This window comes from Legionella sheltonii (assembly GCF_026191355.1).
Taxonomy (GTDB): domain Bacteria; phylum Pseudomonadota; class Gammaproteobacteria; order Legionellales; family Legionellaceae; genus Legionella; species Legionella sheltonii.
In genome coordinates, this window is sequence record NZ_JAPHOQ010000011.1 from 56,709 (window position 1) to 77,536 (window position 20,828).

A 20,828-nucleotide genomic window follows, 5' to 3' on the forward strand; every position below is an offset into this window, starting at 1 on the left:
TGGATGAGAATTGACCCCCTATGAGCAATTATATACTTAAGGAAACGGAAGAATTAGTCACAATTTTGGATTTTTTACGTTTTAGTGTGTCCTGTGCAACTCATGCGAATTTATATTATGGCCATGGCACCGATAATGCTTGGGATGATATGCATTCATTAATCCTGAGAAGCTTGTCTTTGCCTTATGATTTAGACCCCAATTGGCTTAATGCACGTTTAACTACCAGTGAAAAAAAATATTTACACCATCAATTGGAAAAGCGAATTAATCAACGCGTACCAGTGCCTTATTTAATCAAAGAAGCTTATTTTTGTGATATTCCCTTTTATGTGGATGAACGAGTTCTTATCCCTCGTTCACCAATGGCAGAACTGATTAAAAATGAATTTTCTCCCTGGGTCGATGCGGAAAAAGTCCATCGGATTTTGGATTTGTGTACGGGCAGCGGATGCATTGCGATTGCCTGTTGTTATGCTTTTCCTGAGGCAGAGGTTGATGCAGTTGATATTTCTAGTGAAGCACTTGCTGTTGCTGCGAGGAATCGCGAACAGTTAGGGGTTGAAGAGCAACTGACGTTGATTGAGTCTGATTGTTTTTCCAAAGTACCAAAGGTAGGCTATGATTTAATTGTCAGTAATCCTCCTTATGTTGGTAAGGAAGAGATGCAGACTTTACCTGATGAATTCCGTCATGAACCTGTTTTAGCTTTGGAAACTGGCAATAATGGATTAGCTATTGTTGAAACAATTCTGCAAAATGCATCTGAGTATTTAAATGAAGCGGGTGTCCTGATTGTAGAAGTAGGGAATAGTGAGGAGGCTTTATGCGAAGCCTATCCCGATGTTCCTTTTACTTGGCTTGAAATGAGCCATGGCGGACAAGGTGTATTTTTATTAACCAAGCAGCAGCTAGACGAGTATTTTAATGTCCGGTAATACATTTGGAACTTTATTTACGGTAACAACATTCGGTGAAAGCCATGGGCCGGCTATTGGCTGTGTGGTCGATGGCTGCCCACCCGGATTCATGTTGCAGGAAGAAGACATTCAACCCTTTCTGGACAAACGCAAGCCAGGGCAATCCAAATATACAACACAACGCCGTGAGGAAGACAAAGTACAAATTCTTTCTGGTGTATTTGATGGTAAAACGACAGGTGCGCCTATTGCCTTATTGATTCATAATACCGATCAACGATCTCGGGACTATGAAGAAATCAAAAATTTATTTCGACCAGGCCACGCAGATTTTACTTATCATCATAAATACGGTCATCGAGATTATCGCGGCGGCGGACGTTCTTCAGCGCGAGAGACTGCGGCACGCGTAGCCGCTGGCGCGATTGCGCGTTTGTATTTGCAACGTCATTTAAATTTGGTAATCGTGGGTTACTTACAGCAAATGGGCGATTTGATTCTGGACTTTGTTGATGAGGCGGAGATCCCTAATAATCCTTTTTTCTGCCCAAATAATACTCAAATCCAGGATCTTGAGGAGGCAATCGAACACTTAAGACGTCGAGGCGATTCAGTGGGCGCCCGGGTTAAAGTGATCGCAAAAAATATGCCTGTAGGATTAGGTGACCCTGTATTTGATAGACTGGATGCAACATTAGCTTATGCTATGATGTCAATTAACGCGGTTAAAGGCGTCGAAGTGGGAGCAGGGTTTGCGGCGGTAAATCAGTTAGGTTCTGTACATCGGGATGAAATGACTCGTCAGGGTTTTCTTAGTAATAATGCTGGTGGAATTTTGGGTGGTATTTCTACAGGACAAAATGTGGAAGTAAGTATTGCATTAAAGCCTACTTCAAGCATTATTACCCCAGGAAAGACGATCAATACTTCTGGGGAAGAAGTGACTGTAGTGACTAAGGGACGACATGATCCTTGTGTAGGAATTAGGGCTGTGCCTATAGCTGAAGCAATGATGGCTTTGGTGCTGATGGATCACTATTTGAGAAATAAGGCATTATCCTAAACCCTCCTTAATTATTTCCCTTCCCCCATGGAGAAAAAATGATAAAAGAATTCAGAAGAGGTTAATCATGAGCAGAGAATTAAATATAGCTATTGTTGGTGCTACTGGGGCAGTTGGTGAAACTTTTCTAACCGTATTGGAAGAACGAAAGTTTCCTATAAAAAATCTTTATCCATTAGCAAGTTCTCGTTCTGTGGGTAAAACAGTAGAATTTAGAAATGAACAATTTGATGTTTTAGATCTGGCTGAGTTTGATTTCAGTAAAGCGGATATCGCTTTATTCTCAGCAGGTGGTTCTGTATCTAAAGAGTATGCACCCAAAGCTGCTGCAAGTGGATGTGTGGTAGTCGATAATAGTTCTTGCTTTCGTTATGAAGAGGACATTCCTTTAGTCGTTCCCGAGGTCAATCCTCACCGTATTATTGACTATAAAAATAGAGGCATTATTGCCAACCCCAATTGCTCTACGATTCAGATGGTAGTTGCCCTAAAGCCTATATATGATGCGGTAGGAATTGCTCGAATTAATGTGGCGACGTATCAATCAGTTTCTGGTACGGGAAAGAAAGCGATTAGTGAGCTTGTTTCGCAAGTAGGCGATCTTTTGAATGGCCGGCCTGCCAATATCAATGTGTACCCACAACAGATCGCTTTTAATGCGATTCCGCATATTGATCAGTTTGAAGAGAATGGATATACCCGCGAAGAAATGAAAATGGTGTGGGAAACACGTAAAATTATGGAAGATGACAGCATTATGGTCAATCCTACTGCAGTTAGAGTACCTGTTATTTACGGCCATTCTGAAGCCATTCATTTGGAATTAAAAAAGCCTTTAACTGCAGACGAGGCGCGTAAGATTCTTTCTAAAGCTCCAGGAGTGAAGGTCGTTGATAATGTGGGTAAGGCAAGTTATCCCACGGTTCTTAAAAACGCTATAGGGCATGATGAGGTGTTTGTTGGGCGAATTCGGCAGGATATTTCTCATCCTAATGGATTAAATATGTGGGTTGTTGCGGATAATATTCGCAAAGGTGCGGCATCCAATGCAGTACAAATTGCTGAAATTTTGCAAAGAGAATTTTTGTAAGATATTTTGTGCGGTATTGTAGCCTCGATGATGGGCCCGTCTTCCCGAACGCTAGTTAGGGATCTACGCAGTACTCTGTATGATGACGAGAGGTCCCTGGTGCCACTCGGGATGACGTCAAAAGAACCCGGATTACGCGGCGCTAATCCGGGCTAAAAAACATCCAGGCTTCAAGAATCACAGTTTTTGTACAATAAGCAGAACTTTAAAAAAATCCTCCTACTTTTTGCAACCTAAGTTATACTTTGATTAACATGATTGGATTTTAAACTATGCTAAATGAATATTATTTAACCGATGATATTGAAGAGCCTGTTCTTGCGAGTAGTATTTTAGCTTATGTTACACCCAATGTTTCTGGTAAGCGGTTTAATGAATTAAAAACTGCGCAAATTCCTTGGGAAGCAAAACTGGATCTTTCAAATTTAAAGCCAGAGGATGCGCGTCAGGCTTTGCTGGAATTTATTCAAAAACAAGTGAAGAAGAATAAGCAATCCATACTTATTGTTCATGGTACACAAAGTACTAGAAATGCTCCTCCGCTGCTAAAGAATTTAGTGAATCACTGGTTACCGCAAATCCAAGAGGTCATTGCGTTTCATAGCGCGAAGCCTAGTGATGGTGGTGTTGCTGCGGTGTATGTTTTACTTAAAAGAGTATCGGATCTTCCCGTATTCACTCGTACGGAAAGCTCTTCCTTTTTAGTTGTGGAAACTAAAGCTATGGAGCGACAGAGGCGTCTGGCTGAACAGCAAGGTGAGCGACGAATGGCGTCGGTGAAAGCTCGTGAACACTCCAATAATGAGGCTCAACCGGGTCTTGAAGGGGAGTTGCAAAATAATATTTTGCAACATCCAGCCTTAGACAGTCAGCGTTTTGATGGCATTGATGCACCTTTAAATCCTGAACCTCCGTTAAATACGGATGCGCGACGCGAATACGATAATGAACGACGCAATCAGGAGCAAGAAAAACAACTGCGTTTAGGTAATATGCCTCGATTCACTAATACACCGAAACCTAGAGGTCCTTAATGACAATTGCAAGTGACATAATCAGCCATCGAATGCCTGATTTTGAAGCTTATCTTCGAGCAGGGGAATCGTTGGATGACATTGATGAATATGGTTTTACACCCTTAATTGAGTGCGCTATTACACGCCAAACCCACATTGCTGAGCAATTAATTGTTCGGAAAGTCAATGTGAATAAATCCGACGTGACCGGGCGTACTCCTTTACATTGGGCAGTGGATAATAATGATGTCGAAATGGCGCAATTGTTATTAAACAGTGGTGCAGATCCCAATGCATATACGCGCAATGGACTTTCTGTATTGGTTTATCCAGTATTGCGCAGCCAAGAGACGCTCAAACGTTTACTCTATCAATATGGGGCTAAACTTGATTTTGCCCTTGATTTCATTAACGGCAAACTTATTGGGCATCGTTTTGAGTTGCAAGGGGATGTTGATATAGTAAATGCCAAGGGTGAATTTATTGAACTGGATTATGAAGGTTTTATCCTTGAATTTACTGTTGCCGTGATAAGGGATGCTTTAAGACGTTTTATCAGCAGCTATTCAACACGCCATTTACGCGACTATTTTCCATTGGCCTACGTTATTATCGATGGCTTTACGCTTGCAGAGGAGCTTTTACAATATCAGCACTTGCCTTATTTGAACGAACAACAAATGCGACGGGTGCAGGAATTTTTAAAAGCACCGATGTTGATTCTTCCCGCAGCCAGTCGTGGACATGCCATGGGATTTATTCGTTTTGGTCAGTGGTGGGCTAAAATTGATCGCGGTGAAAACAGCTTACAGGAGGGGAGTGTTAATATCTATAAAATGAGTAATCCCGAAGCCTTGAATGTTCATTTTCTGCAGGATTTTCTTTATAAAAAACAACCGAGACGTTATTTCCATCAAGTAATTAACCAACAATTAGGGTTGATTCCCATCGCCAAAATGCCAATTAGTTCGCAAATTAGTGGCAATTGTTCTTGGGCCAATATACAGGCGATTGTTGCCGTTGCTTATGCCATTCAAGAGTTACAAAAAAATGATTTTATTAATTTCGAACCTGCTATGACCTTTTATGATGAGTGGGTAGCCTGGGATAAAGAACGAGCTATAGATGAATGCATTCAACGTTTTTATTTGGCCAATCCTCTGCGTAAAGCCAGTATTGCCGCAATGCTAGGTGGCGTTTTATTTCAAGCCTGTAATTATAACAATGAGCGCCATTTGGAAATGGCAGAAAAAATACTCAAGATTCTCACCTTGCCTGATTATGAATACATTTTAAAAAGTTATCTTGAAGAGTATTGCATCAAACGGTTAACCAAAAAAGGGAATAATTTACTCAAAATTCTTGATGATTGCGGTATCAATCCCAATATTGGTGTTAATCCCATTGCCACCGATTTATGATTTGAATTCGACGTACCGAAAGCTCCTCTCGTCATCTAGGGCATAGCTGTAGCACAAACTATACAATAGAAGATGCTTCGCCATGCTTGGCATGACGGTTTCCTATAACCAGCCTACATCCTACAGTCTTTTCATTACCCCCACTTTTTCGACTATACTCAAAATGTAAGAATTATCGATTAAGATAAGGAGATCATCATGTTAAAGTGGGCGCTCATTTTTTTGGTAGTCGCCATTGTTGCAGGTTTATTTGGTTTTCGCGGCATTGCGTCCACGGCAACCAGTATTGCCAAAGTACTCTTCTTTTTATTTATCGTTATTTTCCTGGCATTTTTAATTTTGAGCTTATTTGGAACTGCGTCGCTTAATGCGGTACCGTAGCTTGGGTGCGGTACAGTGGCTCCCGTCATTCCGAACTTAGTGAGGGATGACGGGGCACTTCAGGTTACAAATTCATAGAGTGGCAATATCAATGACAAAACGATAGCGGACATCGCTTTTTAGAACACGTGCATACGCTTCGTTGACTTGTTGTATGGGAATTAATTCAATATCCGACACGATGTTGTGCTTGCCACAGAAATCGAGCATTTCCTGAGTTTCTTTAATCCCTCCGATGATTGACCCAGACAGGCTTCTACGTTTGGCTATCAGGGAAAATGCATTGATTGGGATAGATTCTTCCGGAATCCCAACAACAACCATAGTTCCATCGCGTTTAAGTAATTGGATGTATTCATTCCAATCAATTTTGGCGGAAACAGTACAGATAATGAGATCAAAATAGTTGTTTAACTTCTGGAAGGTTTGAGGTTCTGATGTAGCAAAAAAATGATCGGCTCCCATGCGTTTACCATCGGCTTCTTTACTGAGCGAATGACTCAAAACGGTAACTTCAGCTCCCATTGCATGGGCTAGTTTGACTCCCATATGTCCAAGTCCACCCAAGCCTAAAATACCTACACGCTTCCCGGGACCAATATGCCAATGCCTCAAGGGCGAGTAGAGGGTTATTCCAGCACACAGTAAAGGTGCTGCTGCATCCATAGGTAAGTTCTGGGGAATTTTTAGGACATAGTTTTCGTCAACAACAATTTTGGTAGAGTAGCCGCCTTGAGCCAAATTGCCACTGCGTTTTTCCAGATTGTTATAGGTTAAAGTCATTCCTTCTTCGCAAAACTGTTCCACTCCTTCATGACAGCTTTCGCAGTGTCGGCAGGAATCAACAAAGCAACCTACACCAACGTGGTCGCCGACTTTAAACTTATTCACCGAAGGACCTACTTGACTGACTACACCAACAATTTCATGACCTGGAACCATTGGAAATAAGGAGCCTCCCCATTCATCTTTTACCTGATGAATATCGGAGTGGCAGATGCCACAATAATGGATGTCAATCAGAACGTCATTTTTTCCAACATCACGACGCTCAAATGAATAAGGTTTAAGAGGGGCTTTTGCACTTTGAGCGGCATAACCTTTTACGGGTATCATCTAAAACTCTCCTTGTTATGTCGAATAATTTTACTTTTTACCATTGAAGGTGAGTCCTTTATTCGTGGAGTATCCCTTCCTGGAATGGCACCTGAGTTGTAGCCGGGGTGAAGACAAGGCCGTAAAACAGGGGACTTTTGGCCATCATCCCGAGTACAACGAGGGATCTCCCGTCATAACATCGTGCTATCGCGTGAGATCTCTTGTGTCCTCGGGCTGATGGGGCAGCTTTATTCTTTTACTGCAGACTCTCTTTTTTTCTGGCCATCTCCTTTAACAACCGGTTTGATATTTCCTTGTTGCTGTTGGCCTGTTCTTCTACGATTCTGGTTAGAAGCAGTTGGATTATTACCCGCACTGGTTCTTTGTTGTTGGTTACCACTGGGCCGACGTCTTCTATTTTGCGATCTGCGGTCACCGCCGGAACCTTTAGGCGTTTTTGCCTGAGTTTGATGACGACCTGGTATTCTTTTAGCCTGACTTTGTGGTACTGAAACCGAAGTTTCTGTATGCCCACCAAATAAACTGGACCATAAGCGCTTGATAAAGCTGGTTTGAGCGCTTTTTACCGGTTGATGTTCAGTCAAAGGTTTGACTGCAGGTTCATCTCGTAAAGAACTATCAACCTCACTACCGGGAACATGTAATTCAGGCTGCTGGATTAAAGAATAACTAGGCTTTTTCGATTTACCGACATTATCTTCTTTTAGACGAGTGATTGAGTACTGTGGTAAGTGCATGTAAGGATTGGCGATAATCATTACTGAAACACTATGCCTTTTCTCAATGTCTTTAATGAAATTACGCTTCTCATTCATAATGAAGGTCGCCATTTCTGCAGGAAGCTGTACTTGGATTTCAGCGGTCTTTTCCTTTAATGCTTCTTCTTCAATAAGACGTGTAATTGCCAACCCGTGAGACTGAATGTTACGAACAGTACCTCGTCCTTCACAACGTGGACACACCTCCTGAGCACTTTCCCCTAGTGATAATCTCAGACGTTGACGCGACATTTCCAAAAGACCAAAGCGAGAAATTCGTCCGACTTGAATACGTGCTCTATCAGCTTGTAATGCTTCTTTCAGACGATTTTCTACATCCCGTTGATTTTTACTGGAGCTCATATCAATGAAATCGATAACAACTAAACCACCCAAGTCACGTAGACGTAACTGGCGAGCGATTTCGTCGGCTGCTTCAATATTGGTATTGAATGCAGTTGCTTCGATATCTGCTCCACCTGTTGCTTTAGCTGAGTTGACATCAATTGAAACCAGAGCCTCGGTTCTGTCGATCACCAAAGCACCTCCAGACGGCAACATCACTTGACGCTGGAATGCAGTCTCTATCTGACTTTCAATTTGATAGAAGTTAAACAGAGGGATGCTGCTGTTATAGAGCTTCAAGTTAGGTAAGAATTCTGGTTTTACTCGCTCAATATATTGCTTGGCTTTAATGTAAGAAATCTGATCATCGATGATGATTTCGCTGATGGACTTACGTAGATTATCCCGAATAGAACGAATGATGACATCACCTTCTTGATGAATCAACGAAGGGGCAAGTTCGGAATTATAAGCTTGTTTGATGGATTGCCATTGATTGCACAGCATATCCAGGTCATCTTGTAATTCTTCTTGGCTTTTGCCTACACCCGCTGTACGGATAATAAGTCCCATGTCTTCAGGTAAAGTCAATGCATTGAGTGTTTCTCGCAGTTCGTCACGCTCTTCACCTTCGATACGTCTGGAGATACCGCCTGAGCGAGGATTATTAGGCATCAGAACCAGGTAACAACCTGCTAAGGTAATATAGGTTGTTAGCGCGGCTCCTTTGCTGCCACGTTCTTCTTTGTCAACCTGAACCAACAATTCCTGGCCTTCTCGGATTAAGGAAGTGATGGGTGGTTTTTCATCGCCAAATTCTTCAGGATTTTTGCTTAAATATTCAGGTGCGATTTCTTTAAGTGGCAAGAAGCCTTGACGTTTAGAGCCATACTCTACGAAAACAGCATCGAGACTCGGCTCTCGTCTGGTGACGGTTGCTTTATAAATATTACCCTTTTTTTTCACTTCACCAGGACATTCAATATCCAGGTCAAATAAATAACGATCTTTAACAAGTGCAACACGAACTTCCTCAGTTTGTATCGCATTGATTAACATTTTTTCCATCTGTTACCCCATAATTAAGGGCGCCATCATTCAAGTTGAGATAGGGTCTCTTTACCTTTCTATTATCATGTCCAAAATGTTTTGATTTTCTGCGTTTCGATGCGCACCTACTTCGTATAGGCTGCGCTTCGATACTCGAAAATCAAGCCATTTTTGGCTCAATCTAGCGAAACGTGAAAAAAACCTAATATAAGGCTCAAAATACCTTAGAGGTTCAATTGGATTTACTGATATTTCGATGCTTTTGGTTGAGGTCTGGATTTTCTGTGCTTCATGGCATACCTCAGTATGCTGTGTTGCAATATTGGAAAATCCGGGGTTTTCACCGCAAGTAGGTAATCGATCAGTAGCACCTGGGATTGAACAATAAGCGATGTGATCTTTAGGCGAACCCATGGCCCTATAAACAGACGTTACACATGTACCCTGTTCAACAGAATCCTTGTGTACGGACATGTACACTGAGGTTCTGTGCTCCGTTCCTCCTAGCATTTGTCGCTCTGCAGCGAGTTTCGAAAGAGGTCTGATGAGAGGTGCATACTGTGAGATATACTGATTACAAACCAAACGGGTTGAAATAGGAAGCCAAAGGCGTGCGAAAGCCCTGAAATAATTCGTAATCGGTATAAAGCATGTCTGGCATGCGTAGGTTTCTGTCAAAAATATGGTCAATTTATCTCTGGCATTGGGTCGCTTCCTTATATCTTATGCTTAAATGGAAGCGCTATTTTTATGTAACTCTATTTAACAAATAATCACTCATTTAGATGGGCCAAAGCCCTTCTTCCTCAATGATTAGCATATACTTTAAAGTAAATAGTTACGCTTTTTTTATTTAAATGCGTTATAATTCGGTTGCATGGAAATTTTCCCACGCTACAGGCGATCATACCAAAAAAATCACGCCCAGCAAACAGGTTTATTGACAAATGAGTAAAGTAAGTTATAGAGAAATCAGTAATGAAGAAGAAGGGCAACGTCTGGATAATTATTTGATTCGTATTTTAAAAGGTGTTCCCAAAAGTCATATCTACAGAATTATCCGTGGTGGTGAGGTTCGAGTTAATAAAAAAAGAGCACAAATCAATTCACGATTACATGCCGGGGACAATGTTCGTATTCCTCCAATTCGGGTTTCCGAATCAAAAGAGGTATTTGTGGGCGATGCTTTGGCCAAGCGATTGAAAGAGTGCATCATTTTTGAAGACCCTTGTTTTTTGGTTATAAACAAGCCTGCAGGTATTGCGGTTCATGGTGGAAGTGGTTTGAGTCTTGGCGTAATCGAAGCGTTGAGAAAAACCCGAAACGATTTAACTTATCTTGAATTGATCCATCGCCTTGATAAAGAAACTTCGGGATGTCTTTTATTAGCTAAAAAAAGAAGTACCTTGAGGGCAATGCATGCATTACTTGAGGCACGTGAGGTGCAAAAAACATATTGGACCTTATTGACTCATCGCTGGGAAGGTAAAAAACAAGTCACCGTGCGTGCTGCACTTGAAAAAAATACTTTAAAATCAGGTGAGCGCATTGTGTCCGTTAAAGAAGAAGGAAAAGCTTCTGAAACGGTATTTAAACTTCTTGAAAATTATCAACAGGCATGTTGGGTCGAGGCCAGTCCTAAAACCGGGCGTACGCATCAAATTCGTGTACATAGCGCCCATTTAGGACATGTTATAGTCGGGGATAAAAAATATGGGGCACTTGCAGGAGATGTAGAAGGGATAGATAATCAACATCATCGTCTTTTTTTACACGCACGATCGATTCAATTTGAATTAAATGGCACAAAGCATTTGTTTCAAGCTGATGCAGATAATCATTTTTCTACCGCACTAAAACAATTACGTGCGAGGAGCGTAGTGAGCAATGAGCAATCCATATGATTTGGTAGTATTTGACTGGGAAGGTACTATTGCGGATACTTTGGGAATAGTTTTACATGTTGTTGCTACAGAAGCGAATTTGCTAGGATTTGGCGATTTTGACCCCAATCAGGCGAGAAAATTTGTTGATTTAGGTTTGGTACAGGCTTTAAAAAAGACTTATCCGCACTTGGCTGCACCACAACATCAACAGTTATTACAGGCAGTGCAATTGGCTATGCATTCTCGTTCCGCAGATGTCTGTTTGATGCCTGGTGTTCGTGAACTGATCTATCAATTACATGAAGCCGGGATAAATCTGGCGGTTGCAACCAATAAAGGACATCAATCCTTGTCTCGTGCTTTGCAGGCTGCAGGCCTTGATAAACTATTTAAAGTTACTCGCTCTGCAGGACAAGTACCAGCAAAACCTTGTCCACAAATGTTAGAAGAAATTATTGAAGAATACGACGCAACTGCAGCGACAACTTTGATGATAGGTGATTCTCTTACCGATATGGAAATGGCAAAAAGTGTTAAAGTAACCGCGGTAGGAATAGATATTTATCATCAACAAGAAGAAGCTGTCCTTATGGCAGCTGGAGCAGTAGCCGTATTTGATGATTATAAACAGGTAGCGGATTTTTTAAATTTATCCAAAGAGAGTTAGCTGCATCTATAGCTATTTGCTTTTGTGTGGGTATGAAAAATAAAAACTGCAGAATTCCGGGTGTACGTTTTTTGCGTCACCTAGGGTACGTTTTTATAGGGACACTCATAGGACCATTGTCGTTAAGCTAAAGGATCCCTTCTCCCGCTCGTGGGATAGGGGACGGGGTGAGGGTTCATCGGCCATCATCATACCCTCATTCGCCCTTGAGGCACCTTCTCCTCATGGAGAGAAGGGAAACTCCTTAACCTAATGGCAGTGATTCATGGAAACGGGAGTTGCTTTATTTAGTCATATGTAAAGGGAGTATCAAACCTTGAGTACATTAACCAGTTTACCTAATTTATTAACTTTGCTGCGTATCGTGCTGATTCCGGTATTAGTTATCGTATTTTATATGCCGTTTTCATTTGCACATATGTTGGCAGCCAGTATTTTTGCTGCAGCAAGTTTTACAGATTGGTTAGATGGGTACTTGGCACGCAAACTGAAGATGATGTCCCCCTTTGGTGCTTTTCTTGATCCTGTTGCCGATAAACTATTGGTTTCTACGAGCTTACTGTTGCTCGTAGGCGCTAAGGAAATTAATTATATTACTATTCCCGCTATTGTAATTGTTGGACGGGAAATTGTTATTTCAGCATTAAGGGAATGGATGGCTGAAATTGGTCGGCGTGCCAGTGTGACCGTCGGTTATGTCGGCAAGATAAAAACCTTTTTACAAATGGTCGCGTTATTTTTATTGTTGGCTTTTAATTCGTTAGATACTTGGGGTGGTATTTTTGGTTTTGTCTTACTGTATGTGGCCGCAATTTTAACGATTTGGTCGATGATTATTTACTTGGCGATTGCTTGGCCAGAATTAACGAAAAAAAATTAATTTTATTATTGACAGGGTGTTAAATTTCGGTAGAATCACACCCCGTAGAGACGCGGGAATAGCTCAGTTGGTAGAGCACAACCTTGCCAAGGTTGGGGTCGCGAGTTCGAGTCTCGTTTCCCGCTCCAAATTAAAGCGACACAGAAAGTCGCTTTTTTTTTAAGAGCTTTAAGAGATAGACGTATTAGAAGTAGCAAATGAGGCTGTGTGGCAGAGTGGTCATGCAGCGGCCTGCAAAGCCGTGTACGCCGGTTCGATTCCGGCCTCAGCCTCCATAAAGTAATTGCCCAGGTGGCGAAACAGGTAGACGCAAGGGACTTAAAATCCCTCGGGGCTTAACCCCCGTGCCGGTTCGATTCCGGCCCTGGGCACCAATCACCAATCATTCTGTCGCAAGTAAAATTAACGCAAGAATCGCAAAGACCATTCCTAATCCATGTTTGAATGTTAATCCTTGCTTTAGAAACACGACGCATAATAATAGAGTAATCATAGGGTACATCGATGTGACGAGCACTACCGGCATCGTCGGTCCATTTTGTAGCGCCAAAATGAAAAAAATACAGGCAATACCACTCGCTAAACCGTTTAATAACCCATACGTTCCCCCGCGGGGACAAAGATCCAATTTAAAATCAAGTAATACCAAGGCGATGATGCCTGAAATTAATACGCCGATACTGGAATAAAAGGTAATGGAGAGAGGATTGATAAAACTTGATGCTCTGGTGCCCCAATAGCCCCAGGCACCATAAAGACATAAAGCAATGAGTGAAGGAAAATACCAAGAGCTAGGATTCATAAAAATTACCTTACCTGTTAGCGGGTTTACAAAATGTTATATAGGATAACTGGTAGTTTATTAAAAAGACACTAATCAGTATTTTCTTCTTATTCCTTGGTGCGGTAAACCCTGGAAAGGAAGTTTCTGCTCTCCCATGCATGGGAGAGGGTTAGGCTTGAAGGTTCATGTGTCGCCATTAATCCCCTCATCCTCCCTGATGAGGTAGGGTCTATACCTCTCTTAACCAGGAGTTGAGCGAGCAGCTGCTGATTGACCGGCTTCTAAATCCAATTCTCTTTGTTTTCCTAGCCATTCAATTAATCGAGTACGAAATGCTTTAAAAAATAAGTTAAAACGATTAGAGGAACGAATTTGAGCTCCCTCATCGCTTTGATACAAATCCATGATCTCATCGGAGCTGGTTAATTTTAAATTTAAGGCTATTTTATCTGCATGAAAGGCAATATCGGTTAAAGCAGAATTTTTTAATTTGAAATTATCTTCAATAATTTCATGCCCCTCTATTTTGAAATCTACGAGGGTAAATTGGTGTTTTGCGAAATAGGAGCTGCTTTTCCCATTTGCGGTTTTTATTTTTTCATTGGCGCCTGCAGCAATAAGTTCCATAGCTAAACTATCGAAATGATATAATCTTGCCCAATGAAGCGCGGTCATCCCGTGGTGATCCGCCTGATTTACATCACAGCCTAATTCGCGCATTCGTGCCAAAATAAGCTGTGCAGATTGTTTATCAGCCAGTTTGCACGCCAATAGCAAGGCTGTATTTTCATATGAAGTGGCTAAGAGGAGTTTGGAATTCGCTAAGCCTAATGCTTGTTTTAGACTCAACGGATTACGTTGGACAACCGCCAGGTGTAAGGGGGTGTTTTTAGTCACCACATCATCAAAATTGCTGGCATCAGGAATAGAAAGTTGGCAATATAGGGGGAGTTTTTCTAATGCTTCTCGACATGAGCTCGCGGATTGCAGTTCTTCACTATAAATGGAGAAGAAATTCTTAAGCACATCTAAATGATGTAACCAAGGCAGTGCATTGTCTAAAACTTGAGGATGGAGCAAATCATTTTTTTGTAAAAAAAGCAGCAGGGATTGGAGCTTCTCTATGTTCCTTTTATTATTTAGCTGGGGCAGCATCACGGTTACTATTTCGTAGTGTAACAGCTTGAGTTTATCTAAATGATTTAAAAATAATCTAAGAGCTTGAAGATCCTCCGCTGAAGGATTTGTAGTGCATAAATATTTTGCAAATAAGGGAATTAAATCGTGAGGTAGATTTTTACAAAGACCAAATAAGTCAAACAGCAAATACCATTCATTGCATTCTTCCTCCACATATGTGGGCTCCCTTTCAGTCCCGAGTTTATTTACGATCATGGCAAAACGGAGTGGGGTAACATGGGCTATGTCGGAGTAGCGTGCCAGCTTTTCATTTTGAGCTAAAATACAGATGAGCTCATAAATTTTATCATCTTGTGCTGGGGCCATTCTAATCGCTTTAACGAGGGCTTTTGCTGTTTCTGGAGTTGTATTTTTATCCGCAAATATTTGTAGTGCTCTAATAGGATCAGAAAAGTGTTTTAAACGAATGAACGTAACTAAATGAATGAAATCAGTTAATTGATCGAGTGCTTTTCCTCCTGGAACAGTATTGAGTTCTGCATCCAAAACTGCATTAATGTCATCAATGCAAACGTGAGGTGTCTTAATTAAGGTTCTAAGCTTATCACTGAGAATGATTTTTTTTACCTGGAATGGTGATGAAGCCATTAGATACTCCTGTAATTATTTTTGATAAAACAGTTTACTGTAACTCAATATAATTCACAATTTGTAGAATTAATGGCTTAAGAGCATCCCTTAGATCGTGCCTGACTGCGTATAAATATCCACAAATTCTGTGGATAAGTATGTGGGTTATCTGATGACGAAACAATAAAACAGCAGAACTGCTTATGAGGTATATCTCTTGGATGATTTTTTCTCTACAATAAGACTTTAACTCTAACTAATAGCAATTATGTATAAACCATTAGCTCTTTTTATGGGCTTACGCTATACGCGTTCTCGAAAAAAGAATCATTTTGTCTCTTTTATTTCTCTGAGCTCCATGCTGGGTATAGGCTTAGGAGTGATGGTTCTTATTACTGTTTTATCAGTAATGAATGGTTTTGATGAGCAAATACATAACCGTTTTTTTGGTATGGCCCCTGAAATTACGGTATCTGGTCCCAATGAGCGACTCGATAATTGGCCTGAGGTAGCTAAAAAGATTCAAACGGTTCCCGAAATTAAAGCATTAGCTCCTTATGTGGGCGGACAGGGATTAATGGTGCATGAAGGGCAAGTTTTACCCATTGTCTTAACGGGAGTATTGCCCGAAAGAGAAGAAAAGATGAGTCACTTACAAGATAAATTGCTGGCCGGGAGTCTAAGCAATTTAAAAGATTTTGGCATTATCTTGGGTAGAGGTCTCGCAGACAGCATGGGCACGATGATTGGTGATAAGGTCACTGTGATGATCCCTCAAGCAACCGTGACTCCTGCTGGAATGATTCCTCGTTTTAAGCGATTTACAGTAGTTGGTGTTTTCTCTGCGGGCTCTGGGTTTAATTTTGATACCAAGTTGGCATTTATCAATATGGGAGATGCCCAAAAGTTATTGCAAATGGGTGATGATGTCACTGGGATCAAAATGAAAATAGATAACGTGTACCAGGCACCTGAATTGACCTCTCGATTAGCTCATTTGCTGGGTGAAGAATATCAGGTCGGTAATTGGACACAGCAATACGGTGCTTTTTTTCAGGCTGTCAAAATGGAAAAGACGATGATGTTTATGATTTTATTGCTCATTATCGCCGTAGCCGCATTTAATCTGGTCTCTTCTTTAGTGATGGTTGTTAATGACAAACAAGCAGAAATTGCCATTTTGAGAACCATTGGTGCGACCCCTTCTACTATATTATGGACATTTATCGTACAAGGAATGATGGTAGGAGTCGTGGGTACATTTTTTGGTTTGCTGGGTGGATTAGTATTGGCTAAAAATGCGACCACAATTGTGAACCATCTGCAATCCTGGTTTCATTTCAAGGTCTTGTCATCCAGTATTTATTTTGTTGATTATTTACCTTCTAAGATTATGGTAAGCGATCTATGGACCGTTTGTGTTATGGCTTTATTCATGAGCTTTCTCGCAACAATTTATCCTGCCTGGCGTGCCTCAAAAACAGTGATTGCGGAGGCTTTGCATTATGAGTGATATTATTTTAAATGCTACAAAATTATGTAAATCATACAATGATGGCGCTTCTAAAATAGAAGTGCTGCGAGGAATCGATTTGTCGATTGCTAAAGGCGAACGTTTGGCAATTATTGGTCCATCAGGATCTGGGAAAAGCACCTTATTGCATCTAATGGGCGGGTTGGATAAACCAACCACTGGCGATGTATTAATTAAGGATGTGAATTGGCAAAAAGTAAATGAAAAACAACGTTGCCGATTACGTAATCAAGGTTTGGGATTTATCTACCAGTTTCATCACTTGTTACCTGAGTTTACCGCACTTGAAAATGTTGCTATGCCTCTGCTGTTAGCGAATATCTCAGTAAAGGATGCTACGGCTGAAGCAAGTAAAATGTTGGATGATGTTGGACTTAAAGAAAGAAAAACACATAAACCGGCTCAGCTTTCAGGAGGCGAGCGGCAACGCGTTGCCATAGCTCGAGCTTTGGTACATCAACCTTACTGCGTACTAGCTGATGAACCTACAGGCAATCTCGATCAGACAACGGCAACAAAAGTGTTTGATTTAATGCTGGAGCTGAATAGAAAAATGAATACGGCTTTGGTTATTGTGACTCATGATCAGCAGTTGGCAAAACAAATGGATCGAGTTTTAGTGCTGGGCGACGGTCTTTTATCTGATTTTCAATGATTACTGATTCAGGTTATCAACAGAAAGAGGAGTAAACAAAAATGTTTAAAAAGAAGGAGGGGGTTGGTAGTGATAAACCAGCCGCAGCCAAGAAAAGTTTATTCGATGGAATTCAAAAAGATAAAGCAGCTTATGATTTGGTCGATATGGGGGCTGTAAATCCTCATCGATTTTTAAGAAATAAAAGTTCAAAAATTAAAGCCCCTCAATTACCGATCATTATTGAGGAAATCGAAGCAGTAGAGTATAACCTGCCTGAAAATAAAGCTCCTTCAAATTTATAATCTGAGCAAGTATAGACCTTCGTATGTAGCCTGGGTGGAGCGACGCGAAAACCGGGTTTCTGAGCAAAGCGGGAATAAGATTTCTAAATCAAGGAACCTAATTGGTTGCATTGAAATCGCCTGGGGTACGGCTGACGCCTTCACCCAGGCTACAAATTACCTATGCAGCAAGAGATTTGTTTAATAGTTTGCATGCCCTGGTGTGCGTGGGAAAGGAATGACATCGCGTACGTTTGCTAAGCCTGTAACATAGCTGACCAAGCGTTCAAAGCCCAAGCCAAATCCTGCATGGGGTACCGTACCATATCGACGTAAGTCTCTATACCATTGATAGCTTTCTTTATTTAAATTGCATTCTTCAATGCGCTTATCCAGGATATCCAGGCGCTCTTCACGTTGACTGCCGCCGATGATTTCACCAATTCCAGGTGCTAAAACATCCATAGCAGCAACGGTTTTTTCATCATCATTTAGGCGCATATAAAAGCCTTTAATTTCCTGAGGATAATTAGTCAGTATCACCGGTTTTTTGCAGTGGATTTCTGCCAGATAACGTTCATGTTCTGATTGTAAATCCAATCCCCAGCTAACCGGAAATTCAAATGATTGGCCGCATTGTTCCAATATTTTAATAGCATCAGTATAGGTCATGATTTCAAAATCAGAATCCGCAATGTGTTCTAGTCGTTCAACACATCCTGGAGCGACAAACTGATTGAAAAAGTCCATATCATCTGCACGCTCATCCAGAACTGCTTTGCATAAATAACGCAACATTTCTTGGCTTAAAGTACAAATATCATGTAGGGTGGCAAAGGCGATTTCAGGTTCAATCATCCAGAATTCAGCCAAATGGCGGCTTGTATTTGAGTTTTCAGCACGAAAAGTCGGTCCAAAAGTATATACTTTCGACATGGCCATACAATACGCCTCAAGATTTAACTGTCCTGAAACGGTGAGAAAAGTCTCTTTTCCAAAAAAATCTTTACTAAAATCAATTTGGCCGTATTCATTTTTAGGGATATTTAAAAGGTCTAAGGTCGATACGCGGAACATTTCACCAGCACCTTCACAATCACTGGAAGTGATAATGGGGGTATGTATCCAAAAGAAACCCTGTTCGTGGAAAAAGCGGTGTATGGCTTGTGACAAACAATGACGAATTCGCGTTACCGCGCTTATCGTATTAGTACGTGGTCGTAGATGGGCTACATCACGCAGAAATTCAAGTGTGTGTCGTTTGGCTTGAATAGGATAAGTATCTGGATTTTCTACCCAACCTACTACTTTAATCGAGTCAGCCTGGATTTCAAATGCTTGGCCTTTACCTTGAGAGGCTACCAATTTTCCAGAAGCAATGATAGAACATCCAGCCGTCAGTTTGGTGACTTCATCAAGGTAATTGTCCAAATTATCAGTTGCTACGATTTGAATGGGAGCAAAACAAGAACCATCATGTAAGCTAACAAAAGATAAACCCGTTTTGGAGTCGCGGCGAGTCTTAACCCAACCTCTAACGGTAACGTGTTCATCAATGCTGATTTCACCATCTAAACACTGCTTTATGGTAAAAACTTCACTCATTTTTTTACTCCTCACTCTGAGTATACTTTGCGCACTCACAAAGGCACAGTTAGGGTGCATTTAAATTCTATCAGTCGATGTACGCTTATTAATACAGCGCAAGTAGTTGCGTTACACCAAGCATTTCCCGATTGAAGAATTCGTTTGGTTAGCGAGACTGGGCAATGCCAATCCCCGATTTGTGGCTTCGCGAAGTATAGATACCTTTAACTAAAAATGAGATGATACACTGGGGTTATCAGCATTTCTACTATCTGAGTGCTAAAACATGTTGATTTTCTTGCTTCATTACGATAATTCCAAATCAGAATGAAAGTGCTTTGATCTCAACTGCTTTTTCTAGGTTTATCATTGAGGAAACATTATGTTGCGAAAAGTGTTCTGTATCTCATTGTTTTTTTGCTCTTTAGGGGCTGCAGCAGATGATACGATATTAAAATTATATAGACCCTTTGGTGACGTGACGAATCAAGCGATTCCGCAAGTGAAAAACACACTCATGGGTGAATGTTATTCTCAATCCCAATTAATTGTGCGGGAAGATGCTTGGCGTTGCCTGGCAGATGGCAAAACTTATGATCCTTGTTTTGTTAAGTCAGGACCAGAGCGGACAGAGGCATTATGCCCTCAATCTCCTTGGATTGGAGACAGTGTCCTGATTAAAGTGAAAGAACCTTTGCATAATGAGCAAAATAAAACATTAGATATGTCGCTTACTTACCCTTGGGGCATAGAGCTGACTAATGGTGAACATTGTATGGCGATTAATTCTGGAAAAATTTATGACCAAATGCCTGTGCGCTATCAATGCAGCAGTAAAAATTATCTAGTTGGCCATTTACAGCGATGCAAAAATGTTTGGAGCATGCTGCAGAAAACACCGCAAGGTGTGGTTACGGTAGAATTAAAGAAGGCTTGGTTTTGAAACAGAATCTTATTGACAAAAGACTCAGTAATCTAGGTTGGGCCTCGCCTCAACCTAGAACAATTATTGTATCTCGGGAACTGCTTTTTGAAAGGGTTCCAGTGTCAAGCAATGCGCGTTGATTTCATTGATAAGAGGGTAGTTGTCCATAGCAAAATGAAAACGATGTGCATTATAGACTTGGGGGATAAGACAAAGATCGGCCAAGGTCACTGTGTCGCCAAAACAAAAAGATGGACTGCGTTTTATCTGTTGTAATTTCATTTCAAAAGCGTCAAATCCTGCTTTAAGCCAATGGTGATACCATTCTGTGACTTGTGCTTCATCTGCTTGAAATTGTTCTTTTAAGCGGTTTAAAACCCTTAAATTATTCAGCGGATGCATGTCACAAGCAACAATTAACGCAAGGGATCTTACAATAGCCTTATCCCAAGGATCGGGAGGCAATAATGCAGGATTAGGGTAGGTTTCATCCAAATAGTCGATTATGGCCAGTGATTGACTAAGCACTCGCTGATTGATTTCTAAGCTGGGCACTAATTCTTGGGGATTAACCGCTCGGTATTCTGGACTATGTTGTTGCCCACCATGATTCACCAGGTGAATATTTATTTTCTCATAGGCAATATTTTTTAAGTTCAGAGCAATACGGACGCGATAACACGCCGTGGAACGAAAATAATCATAGAGTTTCAT

At 41.1% G+C, this 20,828-nt stretch carries 19 protein-coding genes and 3 tRNA genes; 16 read left to right on the plus strand and 6 right to left on the minus strand.

Translation table 11 applies throughout. The annotated features are described in order from the left end of the window. Positions 1 to 20: 20 nt before the first annotated feature. The 6 genes from prmB to OQJ26_RS13245 all read left to right on the plus strand — a co-directional run bounded on the left by prmB (position 21) and on the right by OQJ26_RS13245 (position 5,891). Positions 21 to 938, plus strand: a complete 918-nt coding sequence (gene prmB, locus OQJ26_RS13220) for a 50S ribosomal protein L3 N(5)-glutamine methyltransferase (protein WP_265704233.1) — start codon at positions 21 to 23, stop codon at positions 936 to 938. After that, positions 928 to 1,983: a chorismate synthase gene (aroC, locus tag OQJ26_RS13225; RefSeq protein ID WP_265704234.1), complete on the plus strand. Its 1,056-nt coding sequence runs from the start codon at positions 928 to 930 to the stop codon at positions 1,981 to 1,983. The genes prmB and aroC overlap by 11 nt, the downstream gene beginning before the upstream one ends. A 67-nt stretch (positions 1,984 to 2,050) precedes the next feature. Further along, positions 2,051 to 3,073, plus strand: coding sequence for an aspartate-semialdehyde dehydrogenase (locus tag OQJ26_RS13230; protein WP_265704235.1), 1,023 nt, complete (start codon positions 2,051 to 2,053; stop codon positions 3,071 to 3,073). Positions 3,074 to 3,345: 272 nt separating this feature from the next. After that, complete coding sequence (locus OQJ26_RS13235; protein ID WP_265704236.1) at positions 3,346 to 4,107, plus strand: Smr/MutS family protein; 762 nt, start codon at positions 3,346 to 3,348, stop codon at positions 4,105 to 4,107. Then, positions 4,107 to 5,510 carry a Dot/Icm T4SS effector AnkH/LegA3 gene (gene ankH, locus OQJ26_RS13240; protein WP_265704237.1) on the plus strand — a complete coding sequence of 468 codons (1,404 nt, stop codon included), beginning with the start codon at positions 4,107 to 4,109 and terminating at the stop codon, positions 5,508 to 5,510. The genes OQJ26_RS13235 and ankH overlap by 1 nt, the downstream gene beginning before the upstream one ends. A 198-nt stretch (positions 5,511 to 5,708) precedes the next feature. Continuing rightward, complete coding sequence (locus OQJ26_RS13245) at positions 5,709 to 5,891, plus strand: DUF1328 domain-containing protein (RefSeq protein ID WP_265704238.1); 183 nt, start codon at positions 5,709 to 5,711, stop codon at positions 5,889 to 5,891. Positions 5,892 to 5,963: 72 nt separating this feature from the next. Here the strand turns inward: OQJ26_RS13245 and OQJ26_RS13250 are convergent, their stop codons facing one another. Continuing rightward, positions 5,964 to 7,007 (minus strand): NAD(P)-dependent alcohol dehydrogenase, encoded by a 1,044-nt coding sequence (locus OQJ26_RS13250; RefSeq protein WP_265704239.1) that lies wholly within the window; start codon positions 7,005 to 7,007, stop codon positions 5,964 to 5,966. 230 nt (positions 7,008 to 7,237) lie between these two features. Continuing rightward, the gene (locus OQJ26_RS13255) at positions 7,238 to 9,181 is read right to left on the minus strand and encodes an Rne/Rng family ribonuclease (protein ID WP_265704240.1); all 1,944 of its coding nucleotides are present in this window, start codon (positions 9,179 to 9,181) and stop codon (positions 7,238 to 7,240) included. A 929-nt stretch (positions 9,182 to 10,110) separates the two neighbouring features. Between OQJ26_RS13255 and OQJ26_RS13260 the strand changes: the two genes are divergently transcribed. From OQJ26_RS13260 to OQJ26_RS13285, 6 genes are all read left to right on the plus strand, one after another. Next, complete coding sequence (locus OQJ26_RS13260) at positions 10,111 to 11,067, plus strand: RluA family pseudouridine synthase (protein WP_265704241.1); 957 nt, start codon at positions 10,111 to 10,113, stop codon at positions 11,065 to 11,067. Further along, the gene (locus OQJ26_RS13265) at positions 11,051 to 11,716 is read left to right on the plus strand and encodes an HAD family hydrolase (RefSeq protein ID WP_265704242.1); all 666 of its coding nucleotides are present in this window, start codon (positions 11,051 to 11,053) and stop codon (positions 11,714 to 11,716) included. The genes OQJ26_RS13260 and OQJ26_RS13265 overlap by 17 nt, the downstream gene beginning before the upstream one ends. A gap of 316 nt (positions 11,717 to 12,032) precedes the next feature. Then, positions 12,033 to 12,596, plus strand: a complete 564-nt coding sequence (gene pgsA, locus OQJ26_RS13270; protein ID WP_265704243.1) for a CDP-diacylglycerol--glycerol-3-phosphate 3-phosphatidyltransferase — start codon at positions 12,033 to 12,035, stop codon at positions 12,594 to 12,596. Positions 12,597 to 12,648: 52 nt separating this feature from the next. Then, a tRNA-Gly gene (locus OQJ26_RS13275) sits at positions 12,649 to 12,724 on the plus strand. Positions 12,725 to 12,797: 73 nt separating this feature from the next. Next, positions 12,798 to 12,871 (plus strand) — tRNA-Cys (locus OQJ26_RS13280). 10 nt (positions 12,872 to 12,881) lie between these two features. Continuing rightward, positions 12,882 to 12,970: transfer RNA gene (locus OQJ26_RS13285), tRNA-Leu, on the plus strand. Positions 12,971 to 12,978: 8 nt separating this feature from the next. Here OQJ26_RS13285 and OQJ26_RS13290 read toward each other — a convergent pair. Together OQJ26_RS13290 and ankQ are read right to left on the minus strand one after the other, a co-directional pair. Further along, complete coding sequence (locus OQJ26_RS13290; RefSeq protein ID WP_058387253.1) at positions 12,979 to 13,398, minus strand: EamA family transporter; 420 nt, start codon at positions 13,396 to 13,398, stop codon at positions 12,979 to 12,981. Between the two features lie 222 nt (positions 13,399 to 13,620). After that, positions 13,621 to 15,168 carry a Dot/Icm T4SS effector AnkQ/LegA10 gene (gene ankQ / locus OQJ26_RS13295; RefSeq protein ID WP_265704244.1) on the minus strand — a complete coding sequence of 516 codons (1,548 nt, stop codon included), beginning with the start codon at positions 15,166 to 15,168 and terminating at the stop codon, positions 13,621 to 13,623. Positions 15,169 to 15,418: 250 nt separating this feature from the next. On the opposite strand from ankQ, the gene OQJ26_RS13300 reads away from it, so the two are divergent. The 3 genes from OQJ26_RS13300 to OQJ26_RS13310 are packed head-to-tail and all read left to right on the plus strand — an operon-like array spanning position 15,419 to position 17,623. Continuing rightward, the gene (locus OQJ26_RS13300; protein ID WP_265704245.1) at positions 15,419 to 16,663 is read left to right on the plus strand and encodes a lipoprotein-releasing ABC transporter permease subunit; all 1,245 of its coding nucleotides are present in this window, start codon (positions 15,419 to 15,421) and stop codon (positions 16,661 to 16,663) included. Further along, entirely contained in the window at positions 16,656 to 17,339 is a 684-nt protein-coding gene (lolD, locus tag OQJ26_RS13305; protein ID WP_265704246.1) for a lipoprotein-releasing ABC transporter ATP-binding protein LolD, read from the plus strand. The genes OQJ26_RS13300 and lolD overlap by 8 nt, the downstream gene beginning before the upstream one ends. Before the next feature lie 41 nt (positions 17,340 to 17,380). Next, the gene (locus OQJ26_RS13310) at positions 17,381 to 17,623 is read left to right on the plus strand and encodes a hypothetical protein (RefSeq protein ID WP_265704247.1); all 243 of its coding nucleotides are present in this window, start codon (positions 17,381 to 17,383) and stop codon (positions 17,621 to 17,623) included. A gap of 180 nt (positions 17,624 to 17,803) precedes the next feature. Here the strand turns inward: OQJ26_RS13310 and asnS are convergent, their stop codons facing one another. Beyond that, positions 17,804 to 19,207, minus strand: coding sequence for an asparagine--tRNA ligase (gene asnS, locus OQJ26_RS13315; protein WP_265704248.1), 1,404 nt, complete (start codon positions 19,205 to 19,207; stop codon positions 17,804 to 17,806). Between the two features lie 364 nt (positions 19,208 to 19,571). On the opposite strand from asnS, the gene OQJ26_RS13320 reads away from it, so the two are divergent. Further along, positions 19,572 to 20,132: a hypothetical protein gene (locus OQJ26_RS13320; protein ID WP_265704249.1), complete on the plus strand. Its 561-nt coding sequence runs from the start codon at positions 19,572 to 19,574 to the stop codon at positions 20,130 to 20,132. 63 nt (positions 20,133 to 20,195) lie between these two features. Here the strand turns inward: OQJ26_RS13320 and maiA are convergent, their stop codons facing one another. Further along, on the minus strand, positions 20,196 to 20,828 hold the full coding sequence (gene maiA, locus OQJ26_RS13325) for a maleylacetoacetate isomerase (RefSeq protein ID WP_265704250.1): 633 nt from the start codon (positions 20,826 to 20,828) through the stop codon (positions 20,196 to 20,198).

Coding starts and splice junctions, on each gene's coding strand:
- prmB (WP_265704233.1), top strand. CDS start 21: ATGAGCAATTATATACTTAAGGAAACGGAAGAATTAGTCACAATTTTG.
- aroC (WP_265704234.1), top strand. CDS start 928: ATGTCCGGTAATACATTTGGAACTTTATTTACGGTAACAACATTCGGT.
- OQJ26_RS13230 (WP_265704235.1), top strand. CDS start 2,051: ATGAGCAGAGAATTAAATATAGCTATTGTTGGTGCTACTGGGGCAGTT.
- OQJ26_RS13235 (WP_265704236.1), top strand. CDS start 3,346: ATGCTAAATGAATATTATTTAACCGATGATATTGAAGAGCCTGTTCTT.
- ankH (WP_265704237.1), top strand. CDS start 4,107: ATGACAATTGCAAGTGACATAATCAGCCATCGAATGCCTGATTTTGAA.
- OQJ26_RS13245 (WP_265704238.1), top strand. CDS start 5,709: ATGTTAAAGTGGGCGCTCATTTTTTTGGTAGTCGCCATTGTTGCAGGT.
- OQJ26_RS13250 (WP_265704239.1), bottom strand. CDS start 7,007: ATGATACCCGTAAAAGGTTATGCCGCTCAAAGTGCAAAAGCCCCTCTT.
- OQJ26_RS13255 (WP_265704240.1), bottom strand. CDS start 9,181: ATGGAAAAAATGTTAATCAATGCGATACAAACTGAGGAAGTTCGTGTT.
- OQJ26_RS13260 (WP_265704241.1), top strand. CDS start 10,111: ATGAGTAAAGTAAGTTATAGAGAAATCAGTAATGAAGAAGAAGGGCAA.
- OQJ26_RS13265 (WP_265704242.1), top strand. CDS start 11,051: ATGAGCAATCCATATGATTTGGTAGTATTTGACTGGGAAGGTACTATT.
- OQJ26_RS13290 (WP_058387253.1), bottom strand. CDS start 13,398: ATGAATCCTAGCTCTTGGTATTTTCCTTCACTCATTGCTTTATGTCTT.
- ankQ (WP_265704244.1), bottom strand. CDS start 15,168: ATGGCTTCATCACCATTCCAGGTAAAAAAAATCATTCTCAGTGATAAG.
- OQJ26_RS13300 (WP_265704245.1), top strand. CDS start 15,419: ATGTATAAACCATTAGCTCTTTTTATGGGCTTACGCTATACGCGTTCT.
- lolD (WP_265704246.1), top strand. CDS start 16,656: ATGAGTGATATTATTTTAAATGCTACAAAATTATGTAAATCATACAAT.
- OQJ26_RS13310 (WP_265704247.1), top strand. CDS start 17,381: ATGTTTAAAAAGAAGGAGGGGGTTGGTAGTGATAAACCAGCCGCAGCC.
- asnS (WP_265704248.1), bottom strand. CDS start 19,207: ATGAGTGAAGTTTTTACCATAAAGCAGTGTTTAGATGGTGAAATCAGC.
- OQJ26_RS13320 (WP_265704249.1), top strand. CDS start 19,572: ATGTTGCGAAAAGTGTTCTGTATCTCATTGTTTTTTTGCTCTTTAGGG.
- maiA (WP_265704250.1), bottom strand. CDS start 20,828: ATGAAACTCTATGATTATTTTCGTTCCACGGCGTGTTATCGCGTCCGT.